The following is a 14,605-nucleotide window of genomic DNA, read 5'->3' as shown; positions in this document are numbered from 1 at the left end:
ATTCGTAAAGGCGTTCTTTATAAAGGAATTTTATATTTTACTTCTAATATTTAGTGTTATAATAGATTCATATTTTATACGAAAGGATTTCACACGAATGGAAATTCTAAAAGACTATCTCCTGCATATTTGCTTTATTTTGTTTCCTATTCTTCTCTACCAAGTGTTTTGGCTTGGAAAGCCGGCGATCCTTGTGCCAAAAATAAACAGCGGATTGGTCACGTTATTTGCCTGCGGCGCCTCCATTTTATGCATTATATTCCCTATTCATGAAATGAACTACATACAATACGGCCTCCAGATGATTCCCGTTATCATTTGTTTATTTTACGTTAGTACTGCTTCCGGGCTTACAGTCGCCGCATCTGTCTTATGTTTTGAACTGCTGTTTTATGAACCTTCCGCAATGTTTGTTTTCACTTTGCTGCCTTTTCTTACTATCATCCCAATTTTATTTCAGAAAAAATGGCCATTCATGTCCAAAGCGAGAAAACTGCTGCTGTCTTTATTGATCGGCTGCTTGGAGATCTTCTTATTTTTCGCCTCCAGCTGGATTTTTTCCGCCTTGAATATTTTAAATTTTCAAAAATCAGGAATCTTACTTTATGAGGCGGCTGTCTCTGGGCTGTTCCGCTCCAGCGTTCTTCTTTTAAGCATCTATATTATCGAAAGCATCGCCGAAAATATCGCCCTGCGTTCACAGCTGATCCATTCAGAAAAAATGACGATTGTGAGTGAACTGGCAGCGAGCGTCGCTCATGAAGTCAGAAATCCGCTGACAGTAGTCCGCGGGTTTGTCCAGCTGCTTTTTAATGACGAAACCCTTCAAAACAAATCGAGTACAGATTACAAAAAGCTTGTACTGTCAGAGCTTGACCGGGCGCAAGGCATTATTACAAACTATCTCGATATGGCCAAACAGCAATTGTACGAAAAAGAGGTTTTTGATTTATCAGCTCTTATCAAAGAGACAAGCTCCCTTATGGTGTCGTATGCCAATTACAAGTCTGTAACCGTTGAGGCCGAAGCAGAGCCGGGCCTTTCATTATACGGAGACGCAACAAAGCTGAAGCAGGCTGTCATCAACCTGATGAAAAACAGCATTGAAGCGGTTCCCCACGGGAAGGGAATGATCCACATATCAGCCAAAAGAAGCGGCCATACGATCATGATTAACATCTCAGATAATGGAGTCGGCATGACAGACCATCAAATGCAAAAACTCGGTGAACCTTATTATTCATTAAAAACGAACGGAACGGGACTCGGGCTCACAGTGACCTTTTCCATTATTGAGCATCATCACGGGACCATTTCGTTTAACAGCAGCTTCCAAAGAGGCACCACGGTGACGATTAAGCTTCCCGCCGACCTTCCTCACTAGCAAATCGATTGGAACTTTAATAGAATAAATGCGAGGTGATGACAGATGAGCACGTTTGAGACAGGCTCTATCGTTAAAGGATTTTATAAAACAGGTGTATACATAGGAGAAATCACGGCTTGCAGGCCGCAGCATTATTTAGTGAAAGTCAAAGCGGTTCTCACCCATCCCGCTCAAGGGGACCTTCATCATCCAAAACAGGCTGATGTGCCGTTTTTCCATGAGAGAAGAGCGCTCGCATACGGTGAACAGACCAATATCCCCCATCATATGGTGAAGCCTTATGATGGCGAAGTGCCGGATTATACCGAGTCTCTGCGGGAGGCGGTAGCACAGCTGAGAGCCAAATTGAATGAGGATGGTTCGGAGTGGGCAAAGCGCTCCCTGAATAATCTGGACGTTTTAGAAAAAGAATATTTTAACCGGCCATAACCCAGTCTGACAAAAGATTGGGTTTTTTTAAGTTGCGCGTTTAAACAGTTCGGATAAATCGATTCTTTCGCCGATTGTCGGCGGTTTTGGCTTTTCGAGATACTGCTTATCCTGCTCAACAAGCTTAAAAAGCTTATATGCTGTGAGGGCGTCATCAAGCGCTTTATGATGGGTGCCGGTTCCGGTATCTCCATACTCCTCGGCAGCTTTCCATAAACCCGTCAGTGTCCGGTCTCCAAAAAAGTTTTTGTATTCAAGCGATAAATCTCTCATTTCTCCCTTAAACGGGAAAGGAATATGGTTAAACATACAGTTTTGCTTCAGCACTTTCATGTCCATGTTTCCCCACGTAATAATCGTGCTGTTCTTCTCAGGATCAAGCTCGTTTAGTTTGCGGATGAAATCCTCGAACCTCATCCCCTCGTCTACCTGCTTTTGGGTTATTTTTAAAAACGATTTGCAGCGTTTTGTCAGCTTCGGGAATTTTTTCGGTCTGATATAGCTCGAAAACGTCTCAACTACTTCATCATCAACCGACTTTACAATTCCGGCTTCAATGATTTCCGGGAAGAAATTTTGCGGGCTGTACTTTCCATCAGGCATCGTAAATTCGAAATCAATAATGAGTAAGCTGTTTGTCGTCACCTTTTTACACCTGCCTTTCCTCCGATCAGAAAATGCTATCTTTATAGTATATCAATTCCCCTTCTCGACCTTTCTTCATTTTCTAAAAATAATGAATTTCCCCAGCCGCTTTGTTTCTTTTAAATCGTGAATCGTTTCTTTATAATTAGTAAGGAACCCGAAATAATAAGAAGGTGATGTTATTTCTATCCGCAAGAAAAACTTTGTCATTGTGTGGCTGGCGAATTTCTTTGTATCAGCCAGCACAACGATGATCGTTCCTTTTCTCTCCTTATACATTGAGACGCTCAGCACTTTTTCAAACGGCTTTGTGCAAAGGTGGAGCGGCTATGTGTTCGGCATTACATTTCTCATGGCGTTTTTGGTATCCCCGTTTTGGGGGCGGTTCGGAGACAAACGCGGATACAAGAAAATCCTTATGGCAACCGGAACGGGCATTGCCCTCAGTATTTTATTCATGGGCTTTGTTACATCGGTGTACCAATTGTTTTTTCTGCGTATGGCAATGGGGCTTGTAACCGGATTCATCCCGACATCTCTTGCGATGATTTCGGCACAGACTCCGAAGAGCTCAGCCGGTAAAACCCTCGGCACGCTGCAAATGGGGCAAGTGTCCGGAAGCTTGTTCGGCCCGCTTTTGGGAGGCATGCTTGCTGATCGTTTCGGCTTTACGTATACCTTTTTTATCACATCCTTTGTGATTTTCTTATCCGTTCTTCTCGTGTTATTCGGTGTCAACGAACAGCCTCTTGCAGAAAAGGCAGCCAAACGTACGTCTTACTCGAGAAAAGAAGTGCTCTCTTATATTTTTCACCAGCCGGCGCTTTGGGTCATGATGCTGTTAACCATGCTGATTCAAACAGGAAATTTCAGTATCCAGCCGCTGCTCGCTTTATATGTAAATGAGCTGCACGGACCTGTCAATCTGGCCTTTTTTTCAGGCATGGCATTTTCAGCAACGGGACTCGGAAGTTTGCTGCTGGCTAGAAAATGGGGAGATCTGGGCGATCGCTACGGCCACCGCCGCATTTTAATCGGACTTTTACTCGCCGCCTCTATCTTTTTTATTCCGCAGGCGCTCGCGTCATCGCTCAGCGTGCTCCTTGTTTTCAGATTTTTATTCGGAATGGCGATGGGCGGCTTGCTTCCATGCATCACGGCAGCGATCCGCGTACAGGCTCCCGGCAGCATCCAAGGAGAAGTTCTCGGCTACAATGTCAGCTTTCGCTTTTTAGGAAATGTGCTTGGGCCTCTTCTCGGCGGAATCATATCGAGCCATTTTACAATTTCGGCCGCCTTTTATGTCACAGCGTTTCTCTTTTTCGCCGGCGCCTGCCTGCTTTGGATCATGCAAAAATTCCGGAAAGATTCTTATGCCAAAGCAAGCTGATTCTCAGAAAAAACTAAGGAATCTTCTAAATTTAACCTTCTCGTAAACTCAAAAGAATGGTACGATATGGCTAGAATTTAGGAGAAAAGAGAGTGACCATGTTACGAAAAATAATCGGATGGATTTTGCTCCTTTGCATAATCCCATTGTTTGCATTTACAGTTATCGCTTCCGGAAAAGAAGTAAAACAAATGAAGTCCCTGGATCAGGTGCTTGATAAAAATATTAATCTGAAAGATATCAGCCTTGTTCAGAACAGCTACATGTATGACAGGGACGGCTCCCTTGTCTCGGAAATCGTCAGCGATCACGAAAACCGCGTGCTCGTTCCATTTGACAAGATTCCCGAGGAAGTCAAACAGATTTTCTTAACGTCTGAGGACAAACATTTTTACGAGCATAAAGGCTTTGACTTTATGGGAATGGTGCGGGCAACTGCTTCTAACGTAAAAGACAAAAAAATTGACCAGGGCGCCAGCACCATCACACAGCAGCTTTCAAGAAACTTGTATTTAAGCCACGAACGCTCCTTCAGCCGCAAGCTGACTGAGCTCGCATATTCTTATCAGCTAGAGAAAAAGTATACGAAAAATGAAATTCTTGAAGCTTACTTAAATACTATTTATTTCAACAATGGCGTTTACGGCGTCGGTTCAGCGGCTGAATTCTATTTCAGCAAACCGCTCAAATCTCTCACAGTGGGAGAAATGGCTTTTATTTGCGCTATACCTAATAACCCTACATTATATGATCCTCTCAAGCATTTTGACTACACGAAAAGCCGTCAAGAACGTTTGCTTAAAGGGTTAAAAAATGCCGGTGTCATTACGGATAAAGAGCTGAAAAAAGCCGTAAAACAAAAAATCAAACTGGATGTTGAAAAAAGAGAAGATAAATATCCGGACTATGTTTCCTATGTCAATGATGAATTCACTCAGCTGGTGTCTGAATCAGAAGGCTTTGATAAACGTCTTCAAAAAGCGTCAGGAAAACAAAAAGAAAAGATCGAAAACGAGCTGTCCGCAAGAGTCAGCACTCTGATGAAAGACGGCGTAAAAATTTATACCGCACTTGATCCGTACATGCAAAATCAAGTTGTGGCACAAATGAATTCCAAGCTCCCGTATGCGGACGTACAGGGCGGAGCGGCTGTGATTAATCATCAGACGCATCAAATCATCGCTCTATCCGGCGGGAAAAACTATCAAAAATATGATTTTAACCGCGCCTACCAGGCATACAGACAGCCGGGTTCATCCATTAAGCCGCTTCTTGATTACGGCCCTTATATTGAACAGACCGGCGCGACAGCAAGCAGCTCCATTGATGCCAGCAAGTTTTGCAGCAGAGATTACTGTCCGCAAAACTACAATAACCGCACGTACGGCACAGTGACGCTCGATACAGCGTTTAAAAATTCATATAATACACCGGCCATCAGAATGCTGGACCGTGTGGGAATCCAAAGAGCATTCAGTTATATTGAGCCATATCATTTTTCCAAACTTGTCGACAGCGACTATCTTCTCCCGGCGGCGCTTGGCGGATTTACAAACGGCATGACGCCTCTTGAGATGACAAAGGCATATACGACATTCGGCAACAGCGGAAGCTATACGCCGAGCCATGCGATTACAAAGGTGACAGATTTAAAGGGAAAAACGCTTTATAAATGGAATGATAAGTCGACTCAAATATTCAGCGTCCGCACGAACATGCAGCTGAAAAAACTAATGTCTTCCGTTGTGAAAAGCGGGACAGGGAAAAAAGCATATTTTAAAGCGCCTTACATCGGCGGTAAAACAGGAACATCAAATGATTATCACGATATGTGGTTCGTCGGCCTGACAGATACGTATACAATGGGTGTTTGGGTCGGAAAAGATACACCGAGCAGCGTTGAATATCTTCACAGCATCAGCCCTCAGCTTTCCATCTGGAAAGGAACGCTGCAAACGGCTTATTAAAGAATCGGAGGGGATCTGGCGTGCAATCAGAACAAATTCCAAATCGCGTTTTGCTGTTTGACGGCGTGTGCAATTTATGCAACGGCGCCGTGCAATTTATCATTAAGCGTGATCCGGACGGATTGATTTCTTTTACATCGCTGCAGTCGGAAACAGGTCAGAGCTTGCTGAAAAAAAGCGGGCTCCCGACTGATCAGTTTGACAGCTTTGTCTTTATTGAAGACGGCCGAGTTTACACAAAGTCAACTGCAGCCATAAAGGTTTTCAGGCATCTGCGGGGCCCATGGCGGCTCTTCGTCCTGTTTTTCGCAGTGCCGAAGCCTGTCAGAGATATGGTCTATTCTTTCATTGCCAAAAACCGCTATAAGTGGTTTGGCAAAAAAAATGAATGTATGCTCCCCTCCCCTTCTATTAAAAAAAGATTTTTACCGTAAACGAAAAAATGGCTAGCTTACACAGGTAAGCTAGCCATTATGCTATTATAAAGCTTGATAAATATGAACAGAATACCGATAACAAAGGTAAACCAAAACAGCAGTTCCAATAAAATGAATCCGACTAATGACATGAGAGAAAGCGTTGAATAAATCCGGTATACGATAAACACAAAGTAAGCGAGCGTGACGACCGCAAACCAGATCACAATCCAGATGACATTTTGCAAGAGCACAAAGGATAAAATCCCGCCTCCTAAATAAATCATGGAACCCATTCTGATTTTTTTCAGATTGTTCCCTTCCGGATCGTTAGCAAAAAACAGCAATGACAGCTCAGTCACGGTATTCGCAATTAATTTCAGAGCGGACAGAACCATAAAGTATAAAAGGGCAAAGGCAGCAAATAACGCAAGCCTGATCCCTTTCTCTGAAAAATAGTCGAGCATTCCATCATACATTCCAAATGAAGACAGCATCTTCAACGCATAAAGTGAAGTTGAAATGGATAAAGACGAACTAAAAAGCAGGATCGCAATCAGCGGAAAGTATCCCGTCAAATAAGTATTTTTCATATAAAAAAGTCCCTTTCTATAATCTACCTCATTTATTATGGAGGACTTAAAACACATTGACAAGATAAATTATTCCATTTTTTCTCCTTTTTACGAATTACGATCCCAAATCTTCACAAAGCAGCTTTTTGAGAGTAAAGTAGTACGCAGGAATCATAAAACGTAAGGAAGTTTACTATGAAAAAAACATTGAAACTGCAAACCAGACTCACCATATTTGTTTGTATCGTTGTGTTGATCGCACTGCTCATTACGTTTTTTACAGTCGGTGCCCAAACCACCAAACGGATTAGAGATCAGGAAAAAGCCACAGCGATGCAGACCGCTGAAATGGTAGCCGAAGCGCCGATCACAGCCTCTGCTTTAGAGAGCGGAAAAAACCAGAAGGAACTGCAAAGCTACACAAAGCGGGTTCAGAAAATCACCGGCACGGAATTTGTCGTTGTCATGGATATGAACGGCATTCGCAAAACCCATCCTGACCCAAGCAAAATCGGAAAAAAATTCATGGGCGGTGATGAAGCCGAAGTACTAAAAGGACATGTCCACATCAGCACAGCCTCTGGCACGCTCGGGAAATCACAGAGAGCATTCGTCCCTGTCTACGCCGAGAATGGAAAACAGGTCGGTGCAGTTGCGGTCGGGATCACTGTAAATGAAATTGATGAAGTGATCAGCCACAGCTTACGGCCGCTCTACTTTATTATCTGCGTCAGCATTTTCGTTGGTGTGATGGGAGCTGTTATCGTCGCCCGTACGGTGAAAAATATTATGTACGGACTTGAACCTTATGAAATTGCGACTCTTCTTGAAGAACGGAGCGCGATGCTGGAATCGACGAAGGAAGGAATACTCGCTGTCGATGAACACGGCAAAATCAAACTAGCCAATGCGGAAGCAAAGCGCCTATTCGTGAAAATGGGCATTAATACAAATCCCGTTGATCAGGATGTAAATGACATCTTGCCGAAAAGCCGCTTGAAAAAGGTCATTGAGACAAAGAAACCTCTTCAAGACAGAGACGTCCGCATTAACGGATTAGAGCTTGTATTTAATGAAGTTCCCATCCAGCTGAAAGGACAAACCGTCGGAGCGATTGCGACATTCCGCGACAAAACCGAGGTAAAACATTTAGCTGAACAGCTTTCCGGTGTTAAAATGTATGCAAACGCACTGAGAGCGCAGTCTCATGAATTTATGAACAAGCTGCATGTGATATTAGGTCTCGTCCAGCTGAAAGAGTATGACGATCTTGGAGATTATATTAAAGATATTGCGATTCAGCAAAAATCAGAAACAAGCGAAATTATAAATGATGTCAAAAGCTCCGTGCTAGCTGGTTTTCTGCTCGGAAAACAAAGCTTCATACGGGAACAGGGCGCAAATCTTGATATTGAATGCAGCGGTGTCATCCCGAACGCGGCAGATCCTTCAGTCATTCATGAACTTATTACAATCATCGGAAATCTCATCAACAATGCCTTGGACGCCGTTGCCAATATGCCGAAAAAACAAATTACCATGTCCATGCGTTTTCATAACAGCATACTGGACATTGAAATTACCGATACAGGAGCAGGCATGTCTGAAGAAGATCAAGCCAAAGTCTTTGAACAAGGCTATTCAACAAAGGGCAAAAACCGGGGATTTGGCCTTTATTTCACACAGCAAAGCATCGAAAATTTAAAGGGCCAAATGATCCTCACAAGCGAAGAGAATGAAGGAACGACATTCAGTCTTCGCATCCCGTACGAACCGAAGGAGGAAAATCATGATTAATGTACTAATAGTTGAAGATGACCCCATGGTGGGTGAATTAAATAAACGATACTTAAGCCAGATAGAAGGCTTTCAGCTGAAAGGCATTGCCTCTTCCTTTCAAAGTGCTCTGCATATTTTAGGAGAGCATCACATCGACCTCATTTTGCTCGATATTTATATGCCGGGTAAAAACGGGCTTGAACTGCTGACGGAACTGAGAGCCCAAAATGAAGCGGTTGACGTCATTGTCATCTCAGCGGCCAGTGAGCTTGACGTTATCAAGAAAACACTTCGTTACGGAGCTGTCGATTATTTAATCAAACCGTTTGAATTTGAACGTTTCCAAACTGCCCTGTCTGATTACAGACGAAAACAAAAGGTATATTCAACCCATCGCAACATGAGCCAAAAAGAACTGGACGCCGAACTTTTTCAAAAGAAAGAAGCAACAGAAAAAGTGCAGCTTCCTAAAGGCCTGACAAAAAGCACGCTGAAGCTGATTTGGTCCAGTATCCAGTCATTTGAAAATGAATCATTTACGACAGAAGACCTGGCAAAGCACACAGAAATCTCTCAAGTATCCATACGAAAATACTTAAAGTTTCTTGAAGATATACAGGTTCTGAATGTAGAAATGGCGTACGGAACAATCGGAAGACCTGTGTTTCAGTACAACGTCAACACAGGAAACCTTAACGCAATTAAGCAATTTCTATAAAAAACCGCACTGTTCACTCTGAGCAGTGCGGTTTTTTCTGTCATATCTCTTGCCAAGATCCTTGATTCTATTGATGATAAGTTATACAAGAATAATAAAAGACTTTTTTACACTTTTGATCAAACAATTCTAAAAATAGATATTTTTTAAAAAATTATGCGAAATTCTATTTATTTCTTGTAAGTAAAATGATAAATTATGATTGGTTAGTTGATCCCAAAAACTAAGTCATAAGTCTCACTTCAGAAAAAGATGTCACGGTTTTCCGCCCGGAATGCCTTCCGCATCCTTCTCTTCCCCGCCTTTCGAAGGAAACACTCACACCACGCTTATTCAGGGAAGATCAGAACTGTCTCAGCGCATTCCATTTATTATTATCGGAAAATTTTATCGATTCTAAGAATTTGTTCAGGACAGCCCATCACATGACTGACCGGATCAGCTTTGAACCAAATTTTTCTGGGGGGTTATATCTTGAATAAACGAAAAATCGGATTGGCGATGTCACTTGTGATCGCAGCAGGCACCATTTTAGGAGCATGCGGAACCAGCGATAAAAGCAGCGGCACAAACACTGACAAAAACAAATTCAGTGTGGCAATGGTTACTGACGTAGGCGGAGTGGATGACAAATCCTTCAACCAATCAGCCTGGGAAGGCATTCAAGCCTTCGGGAAAGAGAACGGGCTGGAAAAAGGCAAAAACGGTTACGATTACCTTCAATCAAAATCAGATGCTGACTACACAACAAACTTAAATAAATTAGCACGTGAGAATTTCGACTTGATTTACGGCGTCGGCTACTTAATGGAGGACTCAATCAGCGAAATTGCTGACCAGCGCAAAAATACAAACTTTGCGATCATAGATGCTGTTGTCGATAAAGACAACGTCGCAAGTGTTACGTTTAAAGAGCAGGAAGGCTCATTTCTCGTCGGAGTGGCCGCAGCCTTATCAAGCAAATCACAAAAAATCGGATTTGTAGGCGGCATGGAATCTGAGTTAATCAAAAAATTCGAGGTCGGCTTCCGTGCCGGCGTGCAGGCCGTAAACCCTAAAGCCGTTGTCCAAGTAAAATATGCGGGCGGTTTCGATAAAGCCGATGTCGGCAAAGCCACCGCCGAAAGCATGTATAAATCGGGCGTAGATGTGATTTATCACTCCGCAGGCGCCACTGGCACAGGTGTCTTTACTGAAGCGAAAAACCTGAAAAAAGAAGATCCGAAACGCGATGTCTGGGTCATCGGTGTCGATAAAGACCAATACGCAGAAGGCCAGGTAGAAGGAACAGATGATAACGTCACCCTCACTTCCATGGTCAAAAAAGTAGATACAGCGGTTGAAGATTTAACGAAAAAAGCAAGCGAAGGAAAGTTCCCGGGCGGTGAGACGCTCACCTACGGCCTTGATCAAGACGGGGTCGGCATTTCCCCATCTAAACAAAATCTATCGGATGATGTGATCAAAGCGGTTGATAAATGGAAGAAAAAAATCATCGACGGATTGGAAGTGCCGGCAACTGAGAGAGAGTTGAAAACCTTCAAAGCTGAATAAGAATCGCAGGGATAAGGAGGTCGAGCCCTTATCCCTTGTTTTTCTTTTATATTGAATAAAGGAGCGGTCAAATCAGTGGAATATGTCATTGAAATGCTCAATATCCGCAAGGAGTTTCCAGGTATCGTCGCCAATGACAATATCAATCTTCAGGTCAAAAAAGGCGAAATACACGCGCTGCTCGGTGAAAACGGAGCGGGGAAATCAACGTTGATGAATGTCCTTTTCGGGCTGTATCAGCCGGAGCGGGGTGAAATTCGGGTGCGCAGCGAGAAGGTGCACATCAACAGCCCGAACAAAGCGAATGACCTTGGAATCGGAATGGTGCATCAGCACTTTATGCTTGTTGACACCTTTACAGTTGCTGAAAATATTATTCTCGGGAAAGAGCCAAAAAAGTTTGGCAGAATTGACCGGAAGCGGGCTGCCCAAGAGGTGCAGGACATTTCCGATCGATACGGCCTTCAGATCAATCCTAAAGCAAAAGTTGCTGACATATCAGTCGGCATGCAGCAGCGCGCAGAAATATTAAAAACCCTCTACCGCGGGGCTGACATTCTGATTTTTGACGAACCGACGGCTGTATTGACGCCTCATGAAATCAAAGAACTGATGCAAATCATGAAGAATCTGGTCAATGAAGGGAAATCAATCATCTTAATCACCCATAAACTGAAAGAGATTATGGAGGTTTGTGATCGCGTGACCATTATCCGCAAAGGAAAAGGCATCAAAACACTTGATGTCCGTGATACAAACCAAGATGAGCTCGCCAGTCTTATGGTCGGCCGCGAAGTCTCGTTCAAAACTGAAAAGAAGGCTGCACATCCGGGAGCGGAAGTGCTTGCGATTGACGGAATGACCGTAAAGGATACCCGCGGAGTTGAGGCAGTCAGGAATCTGTCGCTTTCTGTTAAAGCGGGAGAAATCGTCGGCATAGCCGGTGTCGACGGAAACGGGCAGTCGGAGCTGATTGAAGCGATAACAGGACTCCGCAAAACAGATTCAGGAACAATCACCTTAAACGGTAAACAGATCCAAAACCTGCCGCCCAGAAAAGTCACCGAATCCGGAATCGGGCATATTCCCCAGGACCGCCATAAACACGGTCTCGTCCTCGATTTTCCGATCGGAGAAAATATGGTGCTGCAAAGCTATTACAAAAAGCCGTATTCAGCATTTGGCGTGTTACATAAAGGCGACATGTATAAAAAAGCACGCAGCCTGATCAGCGAGTACGACGTCAGAACGCCGGATGAATATACACACGCCCGGGCATTGTCAGGCGGAAACCAGCAAAAAGCGATTATCGGGCGGGAAATAGACCGGAACCCTGATTTATTAATCGCTGCCCAGCCGACCCGCGGCCTTGATGTCGGAGCGATTGAATTTGTCCATAAAAAGCTTATTGAGCAGCGTGATGCCGGAAAAGCCGTTCTTCTCCTCTCGTTTGAGCTTGATGAAATTATGAATCTCAGTGACAGAATCGCCGTTATTTTTGAAGGACACATTATAGCCAGCGTCGATCCGCAGGGCACCACTGAGCAGGAGCTCGGTCTCTTGATGGCAGGAAGTACGCAAAAGGAAGCGGGGAAAGCAAATGGTTAAACGACTCTCTCATTTACTCGTGCCGCTCATTGCAATCATCCTCGGTCTTGCGGCCGGCGCGCTGATTATGCTTGCGAGTGGATACAGTGTGATCAGCGGCTATTCGGCTTTGTGGAATGGGATATTCGGAGAAATCTATTATGTCGGAGAAACCATCCGGCAAATTACGCCTTATATTTTATCCGGATTAGCTGTTGCCTTTGCATTCCGAACCGGGCTCTTTAATATCGGCGTCGAGGGGCAGCTGCTCGTTGGCTGGACAGCAGCGGTTTGGGTCGGGACGGCATTTGACGGACCGGCTTATATTCATATGCCGCTTGCACTGATTACAGCGGCAGCTGCCGGAGGATTATGGGGTTTGATTCCCGGCGTTTTGAAGGCGCGCTTCTACGTTCATGAGGTCATTGTCACCATTATGATGAATTATATCGCGCTTCATATGACCAATTACATCATTTCAAACGTCTTGACAGATCGTCAGGATAAAACGGAGAAAATTCACGAATCCGCCTCCCTCCGCTCGCCGTTTCTTGAACAGATCACCGATTACTCACGGCTGCATTGGGGGATCATCGTCGCCCTTCTCGCAGCAGTTGTCATGTGGTTTATCATCAACAAAACAACAAAGGGATTTGAACTTCGGGCGGTCGGATTCAACCAGCACGCTTCCCAATATGCGGGCATGAGCGTACGGAAGAATATCATGACCTCCATGCTCATCTCAGGTGCCTTTGCAGGGCTTGCCGGCGCCATGGAGGGCCTTGGGACATTCGAGTACGCAGCCGTGAAAGGTGCATTTACCGGCGTAGGCTTTGACGGTATCGCTGTCGCTCTTCTCGGGGGGAACACAGCTGTCGGAGTTGTGCTGGCGGCATGCCTGCTTGGCGGCCTGAAAATCGGCGCTTTAAATATGCCGATTGAATCCGGCGTTCCATCAGAGGTCGTCGATATTGTGATTGCCATTATCATTCTGTTTGTGGCTTCAAGCTACGCGATTCGTTTTGTCATGGACAAATTGAAGAAAAAGGGGGCGAACTAAGTGGACTTTGTGCAGATTTTATCCATCATTGTCCCAGCCACACTCGTCTATGCGGCCCCGCTAATTTTAACTGCTCTCGGCGGCGTGTTTTCTGAGAGATCAGGTGTTGTGAATATCGGCCTTGAAGGCCTCATGATTATCGGGGCGTTCACCAGCGTGTTATTTAATTTATTTCTAGGTCAGGAATTGGGCGCCGCCGCGCCTTGGCTTTCGCTTCTTGCCGCCATGGCAGCAGGCGCGCTGTTCTCACTGATTCACGCGGCAGCGGCGATTTCGTTTCGCGCCGATCAGACAGTCAGCGGCGTCGCCATTAACATGCTGGCGCTTGGGGCAACTTTATTTATCATAAAACTGATCTACGGCAAAGCGCAGACAGATAAAATCCCTGAGCCTTTTTATAAAACGAATATTCCCGGCTTGAGCGACATTCCCGTATTGGGAAAGATCTTCTTTTCGGATGTCTATTATACGTCTATTCTTGCCATTGCACTGGCCTTTATTTCTTGGTTTCTCTTGTTCAAAACACCGTTTGGCCTTCGCATCCGTTCTGTCGGAGAGCATCCGATGGCAGCGGATACGATGGGAATCAACGTATATAAAATGCGCTACACCGGCGTGATGATCAGCGGATTGTTCGGCGGGCTCGGAGGCGGCGTATATGCTTCCACGATTGCGCTTGATTTCACGCACTCTACCATCTCCGGGCAAGGCTTTATCGCCCTGGCAGCACTTGTATTCGGAAAATGGCATCCGATTGGAGCACTGGGCGCCGCCCTGTTTTTCGGATTCGCCCAAAGCTTAAGCATTATCGGCTCACTGCTCCCTCTTTTTAAAGACATACCAAATGTGTATATGCTGATGGCGCCTTATGTATTAACGATTATCGCTTTAACCGGCTTTATCGGGCGGGCTGATGCGCCAAAAGCCAATGGTGTGCCTTATATTAAAGGAAAACGATAAACCATTCTCCCTTGGGAAGACGCTTCTCAGGGGATTTTTTCTAATCCAAAAGACCCTCTTAATTTAGTTGTTTATCACTTTTTTAACTTAAAAAAATATGAAGTGTTAACGCTTTCTTGTAGACTGTAACAAACAATA

14 protein-coding genes are annotated in these 14,605 nt (G+C 44.6%); 11 read left to right on the top strand and 3 right to left on the bottom strand.

Annotated elements, in window-relative coordinates:
• Positions 1-97 precede the first annotated feature (97 nt).
• Complete coding sequence (kinB, locus tag CVV77_RS19300; protein ID WP_100276232.1) at positions 98-1,384, top strand: sporulation sensor histidine kinase KinB; 1,287 nt, start codon at positions 98-100, stop codon at positions 1,382-1,384.
• Positions 1,385-1,429: 45 nt separating this feature from the next.
• Complete coding sequence (kapB, locus tag CVV77_RS19295; RefSeq protein WP_019259317.1) at positions 1,430-1,816, top strand: kinase-associated lipoprotein KapB; 387 nt, start codon at positions 1,430-1,432, stop codon at positions 1,814-1,816.
• 27 nt (positions 1,817-1,843) lie between these two features.
• Here the strand turns inward: kapB and kapD are convergent, their stop codons facing one another.
• Together kapD and CVV77_RS22530 are read right to left on the bottom strand one after the other, a co-directional pair.
• Positions 1,844-2,461 (bottom strand): 3'-5' exonuclease KapD, encoded by a 618-nt coding sequence (gene kapD / locus CVV77_RS19290; RefSeq protein ID WP_003241081.1) that lies wholly within the window; start codon positions 2,459-2,461, stop codon positions 1,844-1,846.
• 75 nt (positions 2,462-2,536) lie between these two features.
• Positions 2,537-2,740, bottom strand: coding sequence for a hypothetical protein (locus CVV77_RS22530; protein WP_003241080.1), 204 nt, complete (start codon positions 2,738-2,740; stop codon positions 2,537-2,539).
• On the opposite strand from CVV77_RS22530, the gene CVV77_RS19280 reads away from it, so the two are divergent.
• The 3 genes from CVV77_RS19280 to CVV77_RS19270 all read left to right on the top strand — a co-directional run bounded on the left by CVV77_RS19280 (position 2,643) and on the right by CVV77_RS19270 (position 6,252).
• The gene (locus CVV77_RS19280; protein WP_395940384.1) at positions 2,643-3,851 is read left to right on the top strand and encodes a multidrug efflux MFS transporter; all 1,209 of its coding nucleotides are present in this window, start codon (positions 2,643-2,645) and stop codon (positions 3,849-3,851) included. The two genes, CVV77_RS22530 and CVV77_RS19280, sit on opposite strands and share 98 nt — an antisense overlap.
• A 92-nt stretch (positions 3,852-3,943) precedes the next feature.
• Positions 3,944-5,818, top strand: coding sequence for a transglycosylase domain-containing protein (locus CVV77_RS19275; RefSeq protein WP_003241076.1), 1,875 nt, complete (start codon positions 3,944-3,946; stop codon positions 5,816-5,818).
• Positions 5,819-5,838: 20 nt separating this feature from the next.
• A complete protein-coding gene (locus tag CVV77_RS19270; protein ID WP_003241074.1) occupies positions 5,839-6,252 on the top strand; it encodes a thiol-disulfide oxidoreductase DCC family protein in 414 nt (137 codons plus the stop codon).
• Positions 6,253-6,269: 17 nt separating this feature from the next.
• Here the strand turns inward: CVV77_RS19270 and CVV77_RS19265 are convergent, their stop codons facing one another.
• Complete coding sequence (locus tag CVV77_RS19265) at positions 6,270-6,827, bottom strand: YufK family protein (protein WP_003220744.1); 558 nt, start codon at positions 6,825-6,827, stop codon at positions 6,270-6,272.
• Positions 6,828-7,004: 177 nt separating this feature from the next.
• On the opposite strand from CVV77_RS19265, the gene maeL reads away from it, so the two are divergent.
• The 6 genes from maeL to nupQ all read left to right on the top strand — a co-directional run bounded on the left by maeL (position 7,005) and on the right by nupQ (position 14,467).
• Positions 7,005-8,606 carry a two-component system sensor histidine kinase MaeL gene (gene maeL, locus CVV77_RS19260; RefSeq protein WP_060399381.1) on the top strand — a complete coding sequence of 534 codons (1,602 nt, stop codon included), beginning with the start codon at positions 7,005-7,007 and terminating at the stop codon, positions 8,604-8,606.
• A complete protein-coding gene (maeM, locus tag CVV77_RS19255; protein ID WP_003241069.1) occupies positions 8,599-9,306 on the top strand; it encodes a two-component system response regulator MaeM in 708 nt (235 codons plus the stop codon). Before maeL ends, maeM begins: the two co-directional genes overlap by 8 nt.
• A 474-nt stretch (positions 9,307-9,780) precedes the next feature.
• Entirely contained in the window at positions 9,781-10,860 is a 1,080-nt protein-coding gene (gene nupN, locus CVV77_RS19250; protein WP_100276230.1) for a guanosine ABC transporter substrate-binding protein NupN, read from the top strand.
• Positions 10,861-10,935: 75 nt separating this feature from the next.
• Positions 10,936-12,468 (top strand): guanosine ABC transporter ATP-binding protein NupO, encoded by a 1,533-nt coding sequence (gene nupO, locus CVV77_RS19245; RefSeq protein ID WP_100276312.1) that lies wholly within the window; start codon positions 10,936-10,938, stop codon positions 12,466-12,468.
• Entirely contained in the window at positions 12,461-13,507 is a 1,047-nt protein-coding gene (gene nupP / locus CVV77_RS19240) for a guanosine ABC transporter permease NupP (protein WP_019259324.1), read from the top strand. The genes nupO and nupP overlap by 8 nt, the downstream gene beginning before the upstream one ends.
• Entirely contained in the window at positions 13,508-14,467 is a 960-nt protein-coding gene (nupQ, locus tag CVV77_RS19235; protein ID WP_100276229.1) for a guanosine ABC transporter permease NupQ, read from the top strand.
• Positions 14,468-14,605: the final 138 nt, after the last annotated feature.

The organism is Bacillus sp. SN1 (assembly GCF_002796895.1).
In the GTDB taxonomy this organism is placed as follows: domain Bacteria; phylum Bacillota; class Bacilli; order Bacillales; family Bacillaceae; genus Bacillus; species Bacillus inaquosorum.
Note: the sequence above shows the minus strand (reverse complement) of the source record. Positions and strands in the feature narration are given on the sequence as shown.

Excerpts from the sequence above, each read along its gene's own strand:
- kinB (WP_100276232.1), top strand. The coding sequence starts at position 98 with ATGGAAATTCTAAAAGACTATCTCCTGCATATTTGCTTTATTTTGTTT.
- kapB (WP_019259317.1), top strand. The coding sequence starts at position 1,430 with ATGAGCACGTTTGAGACAGGCTCTATCGTTAAAGGATTTTATAAAACA.
- CVV77_RS22530 (WP_003241080.1), bottom strand. The coding sequence starts at position 2,740 with ATGTATAAGGAGAGAAAAGGAACGATCATCGTTGTGCTGGCTGATACA.
- CVV77_RS19265 (WP_003220744.1), bottom strand. The coding sequence starts at position 6,827 with ATGAAAAATACTTATTTGACGGGATACTTTCCGCTGATTGCGATCCTG.
- maeL (WP_060399381.1), top strand. The coding sequence starts at position 7,005 with ATGAAAAAAACATTGAAACTGCAAACCAGACTCACCATATTTGTTTGT.
- maeM (WP_003241069.1), top strand. The coding sequence starts at position 8,599 with ATGATTAATGTACTAATAGTTGAAGATGACCCCATGGTGGGTGAATTA.
- nupP (WP_019259324.1), top strand. The coding sequence starts at position 12,461 with ATGGTTAAACGACTCTCTCATTTACTCGTGCCGCTCATTGCAATCATC.